This window comes from Streptomyces sp. NPDC002896 (assembly GCF_040295225.1).
Lineage (GTDB): Bacteria > Actinomycetota > Actinomycetes > Streptomycetales > Streptomycetaceae > Streptomyces.
Map to the genome: position 1 here is coordinate 76449 of NZ_JBEOVA010000012.1, position 16264 is coordinate 92712.

Below are 16264 nucleotides of genomic sequence, written 5' to 3' on the forward strand. Positions count from 1 at the left end.
CCGACATGCTTAGTCTGGGCTGGCTGCGACACCGGCTGATCGAACTTACAAGGCAGATGTCGGCGGTTCGAAACCGTCCGCGCCCACCAGCCTCTCGGCATGGAAAAGGCCCAGGTCATCCGGTACGAATCCGGAAGCCTGGGCCTTGATCATTAGGCCTGTTCTCAGCCGGCGGCCTTGGCGATGATGCGATCCATCTCCTCTCGGCCAAAGGCCCGCAGGGTCGTGGTACGGACGTTGCCCACCCCGCCGAGCTGCAGGAGCGCAGCGGTGGCGGTTTCGTCGTCAGGGGCCTCGACAACGGCCATGAGGTCGTACGGACCGACGGTCCAGTAGATGGTCAGGAGCTTCGCCCCGAGCTTCTGTACCGCTGAGGAGAAGGCCTCGGCACGCTTTGCGGTGTCCTTGTAGTTTCGGATCCCTTGATCGGTCCAGTTCAGCAACGTGACATACGTCGGCATGATCTTTCACCTTCATGAGGGAACACATCACCAGGGCTAATTCTGGGCGTAATGCCTGAAACGTGCACAAGATGCGGGTCAGCGTGAAGGCCCCCCAGCCGATCAAGGCTGGGGGCCTTTCGCCGTCCAGTCCGGTCGTGCTGTGGCGTGGCTGCGGTCGGGCCCTGTGACGCGCCTGTGACAGTCGGCGGACAGCGTCGTGAAGTCGCCCGGTCAAGCTTTTGGAAACGGGACAAAAAGAAGTATTCGGACATATGTCTCCTGTTTCCGAGGGTGTGAGCAGTGATGGCAGGTCCGATCCGATCCGTCGGAGGAAATCCCATGGGCCTCACCCTCACCATGCCGAATGCCGAAGCCTCCGCACCTGCGCTGGCGCCGCGTGAGCGGGAGACGCTGCGACACATCGCCGCAGGGCGCACCTATCTGCAGACGGCCCGCCACATGGGGCTCTCCAAGCACACGGTCGACGCCTACCTCCGCCGTATCCGGGCCAAGCTCAACATCAACAGCACGGCCGAACTCACCCGGCTGGCCATCTCCCTGGGACTGTGACGGCCGGCCACGGCCTTGGTCTTTCGTGCTCGTGACGGGTGCCGTATCGCATGTGTGGCCCGGATGGTGGTGGACCATCCGGGCCGCCGGCTTCGGTTTTCAGAAAGGGACTGTCGCCGATTCGATTCACTCGGGCTCGGGGTATACCTCCTCGGGGCCGAAGGCGTCGCCGCCGTAACCGTCGTGGACGCTGTCATTGGTGGCGTCGCCAGGGTCGACGTGGTCTGGGCCGTAGAGGCTGTCGTCGTCGACACCGTCGTGGATGCTGTCATCGGTGTAGCCGCCGCCGTCCTGGCCGCAGCCGGAGCCGCAGCTGCCGGCGTCTCCGCCGGGGCCGAATTCGCCCTCGCCGCCCTCGCCGCCGCCGTCGTCGGTGACGGCGGTCGGCGCTGCCGTGGAGTGGCTCAGGGCCGGCGTCGCGGCGGATGCCGGGAGGATGACGCCTCCGGAGATCATCGCGGTCGCGGCGACGATCATCGCGATGTGGGAGGTCCGCCGCCTGGGCTTGGTATGCGTGTGGATGTTGTGGGTCATGGCTTTTTCCTTGGTCCTCTTCTGCCTGCTTAGCTGGTGTCGGGCGATGCCGGTGGATCCGGTGAGGCCCGCAGGACATCCAGTGGGCCTGCGAGGGCACAGCTGTGTCACGTTCCGAGAATTCGGGGCTTGACGAAGGGCTGACGCTCTTTGCCGGCAGGCGTGTCGCCGGCGTGGGCAGTCGCCGCGTACTCGGCCGCGTTTTCGGCCTCAGACGTCAATGCGGGCTCACGCAGTAAGCGTGAGCCCGCATCGGTGGTGTAGCCCTTCGGCGGTTCCGGTTGCCAGGGTCACCAGGGGCCAGGGACCAAGTACCGGTGGCGGCAGTTCCGTTGATTACGAGGCAGGACGCCGCGCTCCGGTCTGTGCAGTGTCGGCAGGGGTGTTAGTCCAGGTCCCGCTCGATCTGCTGCTCTCGGACCTGCTCCTGGCGCTGGGTCTCGAGGTTCTCCACGGTGTAGCGCGCCTGCTGCCCGCTGCCCTGGACGTCCTGGATCACGCCCGTCTGCTTCTGGTTCATCTCGTCCCGGTATTCCACCCGGTCTCCCTGGCGGTGCGGCATGCTTGCCTCCCAGTGTGATGTAGGTCGGAGAAGGCTGGCCCGGCTCGTCACGGCGGGCCACCCCCGTCCGTGCGCCTGCGGCTCCGAGGCGCCTTGACCAGCACACCTCCGCCCAGGGGGCGCGGCAACCGCTGTAGGCCGAACAGGGGAAATCCCGGGCGCGCCCCGCAATGCCTCGATGGCGCCGCCTCCGGGGGTCCTTGTGAGCCGCGCCGATCGCTGTCCGTCGTCTCCGCCAGTCGTCCCGCCCGTCACCTGACAGGCCATCAATTCCCGTCGGGCTGTGGCTCCTCGTGTGCATGCTTCAGCTCCATGCGTGCCTCCACCGCATCCGGGCCCGAGACTTCCGACCAGAAGCGGTGGCACGTCACGAACACCGCGAGTTCCCGCTCGCGTTGGCGGAGCTTCTCCACCTCGGCCTGTTCGTCCGCTGTCCAGCCGGGGGAGGCCGGACGCTCCACCTTGCGCCAGCCGGTGTCGTCGCTGAATCCGTCCAGGGGCTCGACCGACCAGGGCAGCCGCTTCAGCAGGGCCAGGAGTTCTGCCCGGACCTGATGTAGCTCCTCCTGACCGGCTAGGAGGTCGCTCGGAAAGTCATAGGTCGCAGCCACGCCGCAATGCTACGCCTGTTCGATTTTTGGATGCGAGTTCCTTGTGGGACTTCATGCGAACGTGTCGATCCGGACGTAAGCCGTACGCATACCGGGCGTAAGCCGTACGTACAGGAGAGGAGGTCATCCGGCCACGGAGCTCATCAAACGGCGACTCATCGAGGAGGACCGTCATGCCCCACTACCTGCTCAGCATCTACCAGCCCGGCGGGGAGCCGCCGCCTGAGGTCCTGGAGCCGTCGGTCCTTGCTCCGACGGAACAGCGGGAGAGCCGACGGAAAATCGGGAGACTTGTTCCGTCGTCCGCTGCTAGTTTTCCCTGATCATGGAACCGATCGACGAGAAGGCCATACGCGCATCCTTCGCCAATTGCTCGAAGGGCGAGGCGAAACGCATCAGCCTTCCTCGGGAGCTGCCGGAACTGCCCTGGGCGGACATGGACTTCCTCGGCTGGCGCGATCCGGGTGCGCCGGACCGCGGATATCTCGTCGCGGTACGCGACGACCGGCTCGTCGGTGTCACGCTCCGTGCGCCGCAGGGCATCCGGCGTGGCTTCACCAAGACGACCGTGTGCTCGCTGTGCCTGACCGGGCATCCCGGCACCGGGGTGTGCCTGCTGGTCGCGCCGCGGGCGGGGGCCGCCGGACGGCAGGGGAACACCGTCGGGGCGTACGTGTGCGCCGACCTGGCCTGCTCGCTCTATCTGCGGGGCAAGAAGCAGACGGGGCTGAGGGTGCCGTACGAGGAGACGCTGCCGCTCGAGGACAAGATCGAGCGGACTCTCGCCAACCTTGATGCCTTCCTCGACAAGGTTCTCGCCGGCTGACCCGGCGGCGGTCTGCTCTCCCGGGCGCCGGGCCGATTGTCAGTGGCCGGGGTGACACTGGACACATGTGCCGCAGCATCAAGACGCTCCGTCCGCCCGTACTCCCCGAAGAGGCCACCGAGGAGGAGATGCGGGCCGCCGCGCTTCAGTACGTGCGGAAGGTCTCCGGGTTCCGTGCCCCCGCCGCCCACAATCGGGAGGTGTTCGACCGCGCCGTCGACGTGATCGCCGAGGCGACGGCGGAGCTGCTTGCCGGGCTGGAGGTGCGGGGGCGGCGGGCCGACGGGACGGCCACGACGGCGGCTGCGGCCGTGGGCGAGACGGCCTGACGTATCCCTCAGCCGGCGAGGCCGGCCCGTCGCGGCCTCAGCTCGGCGCCGGCTCGCTCGGCTCAGTCGGCCGTCGCATCACATAGGCCGCCACCGCCCCTGCCCCGACCAGGGCGGCGAACGAGAGTGCCGTGGCGAGCCATGTGGTGCCGAGCCACTGGGCGCCGAGGTAGCCGAGGCCGACGCTGTAGGCGGCCCAGGCGATGCCGGCCAGGGCCGACCAGGGGAGGAACTCGCGGACCTTGCGGTGGGCCGCGCCCGCGCCCAGGGAGACGACCGAGCGGCCCGCAGGGGCGAAGCGGGCGAGGACGACCAGGGCGCCGCCGCCCCGGGAGAGGGCCGAGCCGAGTCGTTCCTGCGCGGTGGTGAGGCGGCGGGAGCGGGCGATGGCGCGCTCCAGGCGGTCGCCGGCGCGCCAGGCCAGCCGGTACGCGACCAGGTCACCGAGGACCGAGGCGGTCGCCGCGGACAGGATGAGGGCCAGGATGTCGGGGACCTGCCCCGTCGCGGCGCCGGAGCCGGCCGCGGCAGCGGTGCCGGCGGTGACCACCAGGACGCCGCTCGGCAGAACGGGGAGGAACACGTCGAAGAGGATGAACAGGGCCACCACGGCATAGATCCATGGACTGCCGGTCAGCGACCCCACACTCTCGAGCACCGAAACTCCCCGGTCGACGGAACAGCGCCGCGGCGTCGCGGGGGAGCGGCAGGGGCGGCATGACAACAGCTGTACAGCGTACGCCTGGCGGTGGGCCCCCGAGCCACCAGGGCTCAGTTGTCGCACTCGAACGGCGCTCGCTCCCGCGTACGTCTGCGGGAGCGAGCGCCGCGTGAGGCGATCAAGCCGTGCCGGAAGGCCGTTACGTCAGACCGTTACGTCAGACCGCTGCGCCGGGTCGTTCGTCACGCCGTGACCGGCGCGCGCTCCTCCGGGGCCTTCGCCGTGTCCCGCGTGCCCGCGTCGCGGGACGAGAAGAGGCGGTCGAGACCGAGCGCGCCCGAGCCGGTGAAGACGAGCAGGAACATCGTCCAGCAGTACAGCGCAGCCAGCTCGCCGCTGTTCTGCAGAGGCCACAGCGCCTCCGGCTGGTGGACCTTGAAGTACGCGTAGGCCATAGCGCCCGACGAGGCGAACGCCGCCGCGCGGGTGCCGAGGCCGATCGCCACCAGGGCACCGCCGACGAGTTCGATCACGGCCGCGTACCAGCCGGGCCAGGTGCCCGTCGGGACGGTGCCGCCGCCCATCGCGCCGCCGAGGACGCCGAAGAGCGACGCGGCGCCGTGGCAGGCGAAGAGCAGACCGACGACGAACCGGAACAGGCCGAGAGCGTAGGGCTGGGCGCTGTTGAGACGTCCAGTCATGGTTGGGGGACTCCTTCGGTTGGGGACGTAACCGAGCGAGCCCACAGGTTAGGCATGCCTAATCTATGCTTGCAAGTTCAACATCTGGCGACTGACCCGCCTCGGAGGCCACATCTGCCTCTCCTTCCGCTCCCGTGCCCCGGTCTCCTCCCGCTTCCGTGCCGTAGCGTCCGCCGACCGCCATACGCAGCACCTCGCGGGCCACGGCGTCGGCGTCCGACAGGGTGACCGAGTCGACTCCCGGCCTGGCCCCGGCAGCGGTCACCCAGTGCACCCCCTCCGTGGGGACCCCGTAGGCGAGCCGCCTGTGGTGGGGGCGGCCCTGGCGGTCGACCAGGCGGTACGGGCGCGGCGTCACGTCCAGCCCCCCGGTCTCGTAACCGCCGACGGAATGCGGCCGGCACTGGCCGGTCTTCAGCAGGCGCGCGAGCAACTCGTCGGCCGTCCGCCGCAGGTCCGGTTCCGGCAGCCGCGCCTCGACGAGCGTCGTGACGCGGGCGGCGGAGCCGGGCACATCGGGCGAGTGCGCGGCGAAGGCGCCTTCCACCGGGCGCACCTCCAGGCGCGGGCCCAGCACCGCGAGTACGCCCGCCTCGATCAGCGCGGTCATCTCCTCGATACGCCGGCGGGGTGGACCGATCGACAGGAAGGCGTTGAGCGGGGTGTACCAGCGGTCGAGGTGGTCGCGGCGCGAGGTGCCGGCCAGCCCCCCGTGGTCGACGATCTGACGCAGCTCGTTGCGCAGGTCGCGCAGCACGTCCAGGGCCGCCTTCAGTGGGCCGGCGACATTGCCGAGCGCGGCCTGCGCCGCGTCCTCGCGCAGATACGCCAGCAGCCAGTCGCGGAAGTCGCCGGGGCCCGAGAAGGAACGGTCGCGGTACGGGCGCGAAACCCGGTCCCACGACCAGCGGTCGGCCGCCGCGATACCGAACTCGCCGAGGACGAGCGCCTCTTGGGGGCTGCGGTGCGCCGTGGTGAGAAAACGATCCCGGAAGCCTCCCGGCGCCGCGACGGAACAGCCTCCCGGCGCAAGCAGCGCTTCGTAGTAGACGGTCTCCACTTCCTTGGCGACCAGGGGCCATATCTCCGTCAGGAAGTCCGGCGGATCGCCGGAGTCCGCGCGCTTGCGGAAGCCCGCTATCGCCTCGGGCGTCAGGACGGCCGGCTGGTGCCGCCCGTAGGGGCCTTTGGCGTTGTCGCCGCGGGCCTGGTACGGGATGCCGCGCCGCGATCCCGCGTACAGGCGGGGCTCGCGGCCGGACGGAAGATACCGCAGCCCGCGGTCGCCGGGCACGTAACGGCCGCCGCGCCCCTCGGTCAACAGGGCCATGTGGTCGAAGAAGTTGAGGCCCAGGCCGCGTAGCAGCACCGGCTCGCCCGGGGCTACGGCCGACAGGTCCACGTCGGCGGGGTTGGCGGGCGGGAAGTGGCGCAGGCCGTGCCGCCGCGCGTGCTCCGCGAGCCGCTCCTGCGCCGGATCGTCGACGACCGGCAGGTGTCCCTGGGCGAGCACCACGGCCGTGAGGTCGCGCAGCTCGACGCCGCTGTCCAGTACGAGGTACTGGAGGCCGTCCGGTTCATCGTCGAGCTTGACCGCCCGGGCCGTGTGCACCTCGACCCGTACCGCGGGCGGCGCGCCGCGCACCACCTCGTCGAAGACCCACTCCAGATAGCGCCCGTAGCAGGCTCGGGTCGGATAGTCGTCCGGCCCGAGCCCGTATGCCGGGCCCCTGCCGCCGACATCGCCGCCCCCGCCCCGAGCGTCGCGTTCGGCGGCCCACTCGTACAGGCTCGGACCCGGTCGTATCGGTCCTGAGCAGTCCACGCTGTCGTCGGTGAAGAGCGTCACCTGCGAGGCGACCGTGTTCATCAGCAGTTCGGGCGGCTGTGCTGTCCGCCAGACGCGGCCCGCGCCGGGCGGTGAGGGGTCGACGACGTGGACCGTCAGCCGGCTCCCGGGCGGGAGCAGTTCGGGTGCGGAGGCGCAGAGGCGCTCCAGCACGCTGGTGCCGCGCGGTCCCGCCCCGACGAGGGCGACGGCTGCGCGGATCCCTCGGGGACCGGGGCCGTCGGACGGTCCTGAGGGGTGGGGGGTCGCGGCAGTCAAAAGCGTGGCTCCCGGAGCATGTGCGGCCGCTCGTGTTGTGGCCGTGCTGCTTGTGTTGCGGTGGCTGCTGTCGGACAAGACGCCCGCTGGAAGCGGACGGTCCGGCTCATCATGCCGTCGGAACCGCGGACAGCCCTACCGATTGGCGGATGACCGGCCCCAGGTGTGGGCCGTGTCACGGGCAACACACAGCATCACAGGCATCACACCATCAACCCGGGCATCACGGGGTGAGTACGGACTCCTCCACCTCTTCCAGTCGTGGCCCGCCGCCCTGCCGCCCAGCACGGGCCTGCTCCAGTCGCAGCGCCGCCGAACGGCCGCGCATGGTCAAGGTCATCAACTGGTTTCCGAACCAAGGACCGCCTGTTTTCCGCCAGTTGACCGCTGGTTCTCCATTACGCCCGTGCAGGGCGAAGCGCCGCCCCAGAGCCTGGCCCATCCGGCTCCAGCCGAACCGGAAACCGATCCTGATCGACGCAGGGATGGAGTTGTGCACGGGCGAGCAGGTCAGCTGCAGCACCCGGGCATCCGGATCACGCCCCTCCGGCCAGGACGGCTCCGCGACATACGCATGGTGGACGTCCCCGGACAGTACACAGACCGTGGCCGGCGCTTCCGGACCCGTGCCCGCCTCGGCGATCAGCGCGGTCAGCGCATCGAAAGACGCGGGAAAGGCCGCCCAGTGCTCCAAGTCGGCGCGTCTGCGCAGGTCTTCGGCCATACGGGCCCAGCGCGCGCCTCGTTCGCCGCGGCAGAGCGCGGCGTTCCACGCCTCGGCGTCATGGACGAGCGGAGGCAGCAGCCATGGCAGCGACGTGCCGATCAGCAGGTGGTCGAAGGACCCGCGGTCGTCCAGAGCCTGTTCGCGCAGCCAGCGCGCCTCGTCCGGGTCGAGCATCGCCCGGTTGTCCTCGTCCAGGACGCGCGCCGCGCGTGTGTCGACCATCAGCAGGCGTACGCGGCCGAAGTCGCGGCGGTAGCTCCAGCGGACCGAGGAGGGATCGGCGTCGGCGCGGGCCGCGAAGGACCGCAGCGCCTCTGTGCCGTCGGGCGTCGCGCGGACCGCCGTATACAACTCGTCCCTCTCCAGCTCGTCCGGCGGGAGATTGCCGAGGTGCTGATGGACCCAGTACGACATGAGGCCGCTCAGCAGACGCTCGCGCCACCAGGGTGTGGCCCGCATCGCGGCGAGCCAGGACTCGCTGGTGTTCCAGTCGTCGATCACGTCGTGGTCGTCGAAGATCATGCAGCTGGGGACGGTGGAGAGCAGCCAGCGCATCTCGGGGTCGAGCCACGACTCGTAATAGAGGTGCGTGTACTCCTCGTAGTCCGCGACCTCGGCGCCCGGCGGTTCGCGCAGATCGCGGCGGGTGGCCAGCCAGCGGCGGGTGGCCTGGGACGTCTCGTCCGCGTACACCTGGTCGCCCAGGAGCAGCAGCACGTCGGGCCGCTCGGCGGCGGGGTGCGCGGCGAGACGGGCGGCCAGGGTGTCCAGTGCGTCCGGCCCCACCGGGTCCTTCTCGTCGGGAGGCGCGGCGGCCCACCGGCACGAGCCGAAGGCGACGCGGACCTGCGGGTTTTGCGCGTCGGGCGTACGGATCGTGCTCGGCGGGAACGGCGAGTCCGGCAGCGGCCACACTGGCGTGCCGTCCAGCGCCACCTCGTATGCCGTCTCGGTGCCGGGTGTGAGACCGGTCACCGGGACGAGTGCGTAGTGGTGCCCGGCGATCTGGAACGTGCGCGCCCGGCCCGACGACCCGTCGGCGCAGCGCACCTCGGCCGTGCACGGACGGCTCGCCTCGACCCACACGGTCGCCGACGAGCCGTCGACATATCTCAGCAGCGGTCCCAGGCGCAGCCGTGCCATGGCGATCACCCTCCTCCGTCGCCCCGTACGGTACGGAACGACGGAGGCCGGCGGGGAGGTTCCGGTGAACGGCGGCCGACGATCGGCGGCCGCTCAGGGTGATCGATTCAGCAGATGCTGAGAACGATCGATTCAGCAGCCGTTCAGGATGCTCGACAGCGCGCTTTTCTCTGCGGAGTCCACCGAGAGGTCGTAGTAGTACTTCACCTGCACCCAGGCGCGGGCGTAGGTGCAGCGGTACGCGGTGCGGGACGGCAGCCAGGTGGCCGGGTCCTGGTCGCCCTTCGCCTGGTTCACGTTGTCCGTGACGGCGATGAGCTGAGGGCGGGTCAGGTCGTTGGCGAAGGCCTGGCGCCGGGAGGTGGTCCAGCTGTCGGCGCCGGAGTCCCAGGCCTCGGCGAGCGGGACGAGGTGGTCGATGTCCAGGTCGGATGCGGCGGTCCAGGTCGCGCCGTCGTAGACGGAGTACCAACTGCCGCTGGTGGCGGCGCAGCTGGAGTCCTGCACGACGTTCGTGCCGTCGCGCTTGAGGACGACCTCACGGGTGTTGCAGGTCCCCGACTGGGTGATCCAGTGCGGGAACAGGTCCCGGTCGTAGCCGGTGCGGTCCTCGGTCGCGACGGTCAGCGAGGCGAGGTAGGTGCGGGCTGTGGCGGCGCTCACAGGGGTGGGCAGGGCGGCCTGGGCTGCCGGACCGTTGAAAAGTCCGGTCATGGCTATCAGCCCGGTGAGGCCGGCGAGTATGCTGAGTCGTCGACGCGCGTAGATCTTGGGCATACGAACTCCCTTGTGGTGGGGGGTAGTTGACCGTGCAGGCGCGTTCAGAGTGGCGGCACCGGGTTTCGAACGGGTGCGCGCCAGGTTAGAAGTTAATGACGCGAACATGACACAACAAGGGGTGTGACGGCCCCGGCTGTCGCCGTCTCGGGACCAATGGCCTGTACACGCGATGCGTCGGCGTCCCGTACGATGGATGGCGCAGAAGGGGAGTAGCCCGATGCCGGACCGTCGACATACTGCTCAGCTCGTCTGAGCCGGCGCCCGGAGGCAGGCCTTGTGGCCGGCCGGCGAGACCTTCGGCAAGCAGTGCCCGTGCACACGTCCGTGTGCGTCCGTGCGCGCTGCCATGCCGAGGTTTCGCATGTGAGCAAACTCTCGGCGGGCAGCCCCGACCGATTGAGAAACCTTGATCAGTATCAGCGTGATGGCGCTCGTCTTCGGCGTCGTCTTCCTCGCCGAACTGCCGGACAAGACCGCGCTGGCCGGGCTCGTGCTCGGCACGCGCTACCGCGCCTCATACGTCTTCGCCGGTGTCGCCGCCGCCTTCGCCGTCCATGTCGCGCTGGCCGTCGCGGCCGGCAGCGTCCTGACCCTGCTGCCGGACCAGATCCTCCACGCCCTCACCGGTGTGCTGTTCCTGGGCGGCGCCGCCATGCTGCTGATGCAGAAGGGCGGGGACGAGGACGAGGAGATCCGCAAGCCGGAGAACCAGGGCTTCTGGAAGGTCTCAGGTGCGGGCTTCATGCTCATCCTGATCGCGGAGTTCGGCGATCTCACGCAGATCATGACGGCCAACCTCGCCGCCCGCTATGACGACCCGCTCTCCGTCGGACTCGGTGCCGTGCTGGCGCTGTGGGCCGTGGCCGGCCTCGGCATTCTCGGCGGCAAGGCGCTCATGAAGCGGGTGCCGCTGGCGCTCATCACCAAGATCGCGGCGCTGCTGATGCTGGCGCTCGGCGTGTGGAGTTTGTACGAGGCGGTGGCGGGCTGACGGCATCGTTTTGTATCGTGAAGGAACAAAGTGGCTCCCGCCCGTTTTCCCTGACCGGCGGGCGGGGCCGCTTGACCTCCCGGAATACCTGGTCCGGAACCTCTCTCCCGCGCTTTGGAGCATGCCGATGACGGCACACGACCCCGCCACCGTTCTGACCGCCCGTGCCCTTCTCCTCGACATGGACGGGACCCTCGTCAACTCGGACGCGGTGGTCGAGCGGTGCTGGCGGCGCTGGGCGGACGGGCACGGGCTGGACTTCGACGAGGTCATCAAGGTCGTCCACGGGCGGCAGGGGTACGCGTCCATGGCGCTGCTGCTGCCGGACCGGCCCATGGAGGAGAACTACGCGGACAACGCCCGCGTGCTGGCCGAGGAGACCGCCGACGTCGAGGGCATCGTCGAGATCCCCGGCGCCGCCGCGTTCCTCGCGTCCCTTGCCGGGCTGCCGCATGCGCTCGTCACGTCGGCGGATGTGGCCCTCTCCACCGCGCGGATGGCTGCGGCCGGGCTGCCGCTGCCTCCCGTCCGGATCACCGCCGAGTCCGTCGGGGCGAGCAAGCCGGATCCCGAAGGGTTTCTGAAGGGCGCCGCCGAGCTGGGGATCGATCCGGCCGACTGCCTCGTCTTCGAGGACTCCGAGGCGGGGATACTGGCGGGGCGCTCCGCGGGGATGCGGGTTGTGGGGGTCGGGGCTCGGGCGGGCCAGTACGGGCCGACGGTTCATGTTCCCGACCTGTCCCGGGTGCGGGTTGAGTCCGGGGCGGACGGGGGGATCCGGGTGTACGTGGGCTGACGGCGGGGCTTACCGGGGCGTTGCCTCGGGTGCCCCGGGGGCGGCCCCCTCGTGGGGGCACAGGTATCACCGCACGTTGGCGTACGTCGTGGGTTGTGCCCACCCTCCCCCAAGCTCTCGGCTTCTCCCCCAGTGCCTTAAGGGCCTGGGGGGTACCCCCAGAGCAGGGGGGACCCCCATCGCCCTGCGGAACGCCTGCCCACAACGGGCGGGGCGCGCCTGCCCACCGGGACCGCCCGCAGGCGGCCCCGGACGACGAAGTCGTGCCGGGCGGGCGCGGCCCGAGGCGGGGGAGAGGCGAGCTCGAGGCTGGCGGGTGAGGCCCGAGACGCGTGGGTGCAGCCCGAGGTGGGGGAACCTTCCGAGGTGGGGAGGCTCTCGTGGGGACGGGAGCCCGGGACGGGCAGGGTGCTCCTCGTCAGAGGTGAGGGGCTTTGGGGGGCGAGCCCGGTGGGGTCCGTTACGGGGCCGTCGTCTCGCTTTCCAGGCTGCGCCGCGTCTGCGGCCCATACGTCCCGTTCTCACGGATCCCCCGAGCCCGCTGGTAGCGGCTCACCGCGTCCTCGACCGACCGGTCGTACACCCCGTCCGCATCCCCCGTGAACAGGCCCAACTGCTGCAGCCGCTGCTGCAGTTCGACGACCTCCGGCCCTTCGTCGCCCCGCCGCAACACCTGCGAACCGCCGCCCCGGTCCTCGGGTGCCGAGCTGACCGCGCCCGTCGCCAGGGTCGACGAGGGCGCCGGAGCCGACGAGCCCGCCGCCGACCGGGACGACGACGGCGACGCTGTCGACGTACTTCCGCTCTTCGACGCAGACGGCGACGAGTCCGCTGAGGCCGACCGGTCCGGCGACGGGCCCGCCGACGTGGACGAGGACCCGGACGCGCCCCGCGACGTCGGCGCGGGGCCGACCAGGTCGGGCACGCTGATGCGGGTGTCGTCAGGGAGTGCACTGCCCCGGTCCGGCTTCTCGTAGGAGAACAGGCCACTCGCGATGGCGCCGACGGCCAGTACGGCGACGACCGACCCCACCGCGCCGGCCAGAGCGAGCCGCCGACGCATCGGGGACGCGCCGATCCGTTCGTCGTACGGCTCATACGGCCCGGGAGCGGCGCCCGGCGGCTCTGCAGTCGGGCCGTCGGCCGGATCGTCCGCGAAGGCCGCGGCTGCCGAGAACAGGTGAACGTCCGCCGGTCTGGGCGCGGCAGCCGTTGCTCCGGGCGGGACCATTGCTCCCGGCGGGACCTGTGCTCCCGCCTCGACCAGCGCCCCCGCCCCGACCGCCGGCCCCGCATCCGGCCCCGTGCCCGATGAGTCCCCTTGCCCCGAGCCCGGCGGGGCGTCGTGCCCGGAGAGCGAGACGTAGGGCCGGATACGCAGTGGATGGAAATCCTCCGCCGCGGCCACGTCGGCGGACCTGGCGTCACGCACGGCTTCCGCCGATCTCTCGGCACATGTGCAGGCGGCCGCCCCTTCCGCGTCTCGTGCCATGCCGCATTCAGGACACTGCTGTCCGCTCGCGCTCACCCTTCGGACCCCTCCCTATGAGCTCCAGCGATTATGCAGATCCGGCATCGGACGGCGCACGCGCTTCGGAGTGCTCAACAGGACATCGGCGCGCTCAACAGGCCATCGACGTACTCACCAGGCCATCGTCGAACCAACGGAACCAACGGAACCAACGGGCCTTTGGAGGACTCGACAGGCCATAACGGGTGATACCTACCAGGATGGAGAGGAACAGGCCCCAGGCCGCCATTGCGGAACAGGCCCCCGGCCACCAGGAGGTGTCCATGTCCCAGGACGTGAGCGACATACACCCCGCCAGGCCCGGCACAGCCCGGGACGACCACGTCAAGGGCGGGGTGCTCGTCTCGATCGGCGCACTGCTGCTCGGCATGCTGCTCGCCGCGCTCGACCAGACCATCGTCTCGACGGCGCTGCCGACCATCGTCAGTGAACTCGGCGGGCTGGAGCACCTGTCGTGGGTCGTCACCGCCTATCTGCTCGCCTCGACGGCCGCGACCCCGCTCTGGGGCAAGCTCGGCGACCAGTACGGCCGCAAGAAGCTGTTCCAGGTCGCCATCGTGATCTTCCTGATCGGCTCGGCGCTGTGCGGCATGGCGCAGAACATGCCGCAGCTCATCGCGTTCCGCGCGCTCCAGGGCCTGGGCGGCGGCGGGCTGATGGTGCTGTCGATGGCGATCGTCGGCGACATCGTCCCGCCGCGCGACCGAGGCCGCTACCAGGGGCTGTTCGGCGCGGTCTTCGGCGCGACGAGCGTACTGGGACCGCTGCTCGGCGGGCTGTTCACGCAGCATCTGAGCTGGCGCTGGGTGTTCTACGTGAACCTGCCGGTCGGTGTCGTGGCGCTCATCGTGATCGCGACCGTGCTGCACATCCCGCGGCGCGCCACACCGCACACCATCGACTACCTGGGCACGTTCCTCATCGCCTCCGTCGCCACGTGCCTCGTCCTTGTCGCCTCGCTCGGCGGCACCACGTGGGCGTGGGACTCGGGCCAGATCATCGGTCTTGCGGTACTGGGCGTGCTGCTGGCCGTCGCGTTCGTGGCCGTGGAGCGCAGGGCCGCCGAGCCGGTGCTGCCGCTGAAGCTGTTCCGGATCAGGACGTTCACGCTCTCCGCGGTGATCAGCTTCGTCGTCGGGTTCGCGATGTTCGGCGCGATGACCTATCTGCCGACGTTCCTGCAGATCGTGCACGGCATCTCGCCGACCTTGTCGGGCGTGCACATGCTGCCCATGGTGTTCGGCCTGCTGCTGGCCTCCACGGCGTCCGGCCAGATCGTCAGCCGCACCGGCCGCTGGAAGGTCTTCCCGGTCGCCGGCACGGGCATCACGACGCTCGGGCTGCTTCTGCTGCACCAGCTCGACGAGAACAGCAGCACGGGTCTGATCAGCGTCTACTTCTTCGTGTTCGGCTGTGGACTCGGCCTGGTCATGCAGGTGCTGGTGCTGATCGTGCAGAACGCGGTGTCGTACGAGGACCTGGGCGTCGCCACCTCCGGAGCCACCTTCTTCCGCTCCATCGGCGCCGCGTTCGGTGTCGCCATCTTCGGCACGATCTTCGCGAGCCGGCTCGGCGACAAGTTGGCGAGTGCGTTCGCCGGTCTCCAACTGCCGCCCGGCATCACCCCGGAGACACTCGCCAGCGACCCCCGCGGCATCGCGCGGCTCCCCGCAGCCCTCCAGCCCGCCGCCATGCACGCGTATTCGTCGTCGATCACGGACGTCTTCCTCTACGCGGCGCCGGTGGCCCTGGTCGCCTTCGCACTGTCCTGGTTCCTGCACGAGGACAAGCTGCGCGGCTCGGTGACGGCGCCCGACGCGACCGAGACGCTCGCCAGCAACCCCGTCGAACGGTCGTCGTACGACGAGGTGGCACGGGCCCTGTCCGTGCTCGGCACCCGCGAGGGGCGCCGTGAGATCTACGAGAGGATCACGGCGAAGGCCGGCTACGACCTGCTGCCCGCGGCGAGTTGGCTGCTCCTGCGCATCAACCGCTACGGCTCCGCCGAGCCGGGCGTGCTCGCCGAGCGCAGCGCCGTACCGCTGAGCATCATCACGGCCGCGGCCCGCCAGGTCGAGGAGCGGCACCTCGCCGTACGCGAGGGCCTGACGCTCCACCTGACGGAACAGGGACGCCGGGTCGCCGAGAAACTGTCCAAGGCCCGTGAGGAGTCCCTCGCCGAGCTGCTCGGCGACTGGTGGACCCGCGACCGTCCCACTGATCTCGCCGATCTCGTCCGGGAGCTCAACGTGGAGCTGTGCGGCAGCGACGCGGAACGGCCGCACGACGGGCCGCCGCAGAAGCGGCCGCACGGCGTCGAGGCGGGCGTCTGAGTCTCAGCCCGCGGGCGCGAGGCTCTTGCTGAACCAGTGCTCGGCGTACTCGTTGCTGTTGTACGCCTCGATCTCCTCGTAGCCGTGACGGGCGTACAGCGCGCGGGCCTCCACCAGGTCGTGCCGGGTGTCCAGGACCATGCGGCCTGCGCCGAGCGCGCGCGCCGCGTCCTCGCCCGCCGCCAGCAGGAGGGCCGCACCGCCCCTGCCGCGCATCTCCTTGCGTACGAAGAACCGCTTGAGCTCGCCCGTCGAGGCGTCGAGCAGCCGCACACCGGCCATGCCCGCCGGCTCCCCGCCGTACCGCGCGACCATCAGCACCCCGCCGGGCGGGGTGAAATCCGCTCCCGGCTCCGCCGCGATCTCCCGCTCCAGCTCGTCGGGCGGTGTCGACCGCCCCTCGTGGAGCTCGTACCAGCGGTCGCTGACCTCCATGTAGTACGCACGCCAGAGGGCGGCCGCCACGGGAGAGCCGAAGGCCTCAGGGGCGACGGTCCACGTGCCCTGTGCGGTACCGGTCGTGCCGGTCGTACCGGAGGTGTGAGCCGTTGTGCCCGTCGCGTCGGTCATGGCGCTCATTCTCGGGGCGGGACGGGTGGTGGGCACAAGCGGATAACGG

At 70.2% G+C, this 16264-nt stretch carries 17 protein-coding genes; 6 read left to right on the forward strand and 11 right to left on the reverse strand.

The features are described from left to right. Positions 1 to 164: 164 nt before the first annotated feature. On the reverse strand, positions 165 to 461 hold the full coding sequence (locus ABT009_RS23705) for a GYD domain-containing protein (protein ID WP_351298257.1): 297 nt from the start codon (positions 459 to 461) through the stop codon (positions 165 to 167). Positions 462 to 782: 321 nt separating this feature from the next. On the opposite strand from ABT009_RS23705, the gene ABT009_RS23710 reads away from it, so the two are divergent. Further along, positions 783 to 1013 carry a response regulator transcription factor gene (locus ABT009_RS23710; RefSeq protein WP_351298259.1) on the forward strand — a complete coding sequence of 77 codons (231 nt, stop codon included), beginning with the start codon at positions 783 to 785 and terminating at the stop codon, positions 1011 to 1013. Positions 1014 to 1139: 126 nt separating this feature from the next. Here the strand turns inward: ABT009_RS23710 and ABT009_RS23715 are convergent, their stop codons facing one another. The 3 genes from ABT009_RS23715 to ABT009_RS23725 all read right to left on the reverse strand — a co-directional run bounded on the left by ABT009_RS23715 (position 1140) and on the right by ABT009_RS23725 (position 2720). Further along, positions 1140 to 1547, reverse strand: a complete 408-nt coding sequence (locus tag ABT009_RS23715; protein WP_351298261.1) for a hypothetical protein — start codon at positions 1545 to 1547, stop codon at positions 1140 to 1142. Between the two features lie 385 nt (positions 1548 to 1932). Further along, positions 1933 to 2109 (reverse strand): hypothetical protein, encoded by a 177-nt coding sequence (locus ABT009_RS23720; protein WP_351298264.1) that lies wholly within the window; start codon positions 2107 to 2109, stop codon positions 1933 to 1935. Positions 2110 to 2375: 266 nt separating this feature from the next. Then, entirely contained in the window at positions 2376 to 2720 is a 345-nt protein-coding gene (locus ABT009_RS23725) for a DUF8825 domain-containing protein (RefSeq protein WP_351298267.1), read from the reverse strand. Positions 2721 to 3045: 325 nt separating this feature from the next. On the opposite strand from ABT009_RS23725, the gene ABT009_RS23730 reads away from it, so the two are divergent. Both ABT009_RS23730 and ABT009_RS23735 read left to right on the forward strand, forming a co-directional pair. Further along, positions 3046 to 3546 (forward strand): FBP domain-containing protein, encoded by a 501-nt coding sequence (locus ABT009_RS23730; protein ID WP_351298269.1) that lies wholly within the window; start codon positions 3046 to 3048, stop codon positions 3544 to 3546. 65 nt (positions 3547 to 3611) lie between these two features. Beyond that, positions 3612 to 3875 carry a DUF2277 domain-containing protein gene (locus tag ABT009_RS23735; RefSeq protein ID WP_351298272.1) on the forward strand — a complete coding sequence of 88 codons (264 nt, stop codon included), beginning with the start codon at positions 3612 to 3614 and terminating at the stop codon, positions 3873 to 3875. Positions 3876 to 3912: 37 nt separating this feature from the next. Here the strand turns inward: ABT009_RS23735 and ABT009_RS23740 are convergent, their stop codons facing one another. From ABT009_RS23740 to ABT009_RS23760, 5 genes are all read right to left on the reverse strand, one after another. Then, entirely contained in the window at positions 3913 to 4533 is a 621-nt protein-coding gene (locus ABT009_RS23740) for a DedA family protein (protein WP_351298274.1), read from the reverse strand. Positions 4534 to 4778: 245 nt separating this feature from the next. After that, the gene (locus ABT009_RS23745) at positions 4779 to 5237 is read right to left on the reverse strand and encodes a DoxX family protein (RefSeq protein ID WP_351298277.1); all 459 of its coding nucleotides are present in this window, start codon (positions 5235 to 5237) and stop codon (positions 4779 to 4781) included. Positions 5238 to 5295: 58 nt separating this feature from the next. Further along, positions 5296 to 7287, reverse strand: a complete 1992-nt coding sequence (locus tag ABT009_RS23750) for an FAD/NAD(P)-binding protein (protein ID WP_351298760.1) — start codon at positions 7285 to 7287, stop codon at positions 5296 to 5298. Between the two features lie 280 nt (positions 7288 to 7567). Then, a complete protein-coding gene (locus ABT009_RS23755) occupies positions 7568 to 9214 on the reverse strand; it encodes an alkaline phosphatase D family protein (protein WP_351298279.1) in 1647 nt (548 codons plus the stop codon). A gap of 132 nt (positions 9215 to 9346) precedes the next feature. Then, positions 9347 to 9991 carry an HNH endonuclease family protein gene (locus tag ABT009_RS23760; RefSeq protein ID WP_351298282.1) on the reverse strand — a complete coding sequence of 215 codons (645 nt, stop codon included), beginning with the start codon at positions 9989 to 9991 and terminating at the stop codon, positions 9347 to 9349. 409 nt (positions 9992 to 10400) lie between these two features. Between ABT009_RS23760 and ABT009_RS23765 the strand changes: the two genes are divergently transcribed. Continuing rightward, entirely contained in the window at positions 10401 to 10985 is a 585-nt protein-coding gene (locus ABT009_RS23765; protein WP_351298284.1) for a TMEM165/GDT1 family protein, read from the forward strand. 127 nt (positions 10986 to 11112) lie between these two features. After that, positions 11113 to 11781 (forward strand): HAD family hydrolase, encoded by a 669-nt coding sequence (locus tag ABT009_RS23770; protein ID WP_351298287.1) that lies wholly within the window; start codon positions 11113 to 11115, stop codon positions 11779 to 11781. Positions 11782 to 12241: 460 nt separating this feature from the next. Here ABT009_RS23770 and ABT009_RS23775 read toward each other — a convergent pair whose 3' ends face one another. Then, positions 12242 to 13213 (reverse strand): peptidoglycan-binding domain-containing protein, encoded by a 972-nt coding sequence (locus ABT009_RS23775; RefSeq protein ID WP_351298290.1) that lies wholly within the window; start codon positions 13211 to 13213, stop codon positions 12242 to 12244. Between the two features lie 362 nt (positions 13214 to 13575). On the opposite strand from ABT009_RS23775, the gene ABT009_RS23780 reads away from it, so the two are divergent. After that, complete coding sequence (locus tag ABT009_RS23780; RefSeq protein WP_351298293.1) at positions 13576 to 15645, forward strand: DHA2 family efflux MFS transporter permease subunit; 2070 nt, start codon at positions 13576 to 13578, stop codon at positions 15643 to 15645. Between the two features lie 3 nt (positions 15646 to 15648). On the opposite strand, the gene ABT009_RS23785 is transcribed toward ABT009_RS23780, so the two are convergent. Next, positions 15649 to 16215, reverse strand: a complete 567-nt coding sequence (locus ABT009_RS23785) for a GNAT family N-acetyltransferase (protein ID WP_351298296.1) — start codon at positions 16213 to 16215, stop codon at positions 15649 to 15651. Positions 16216 to 16264: the final 49 nt, after the last annotated feature.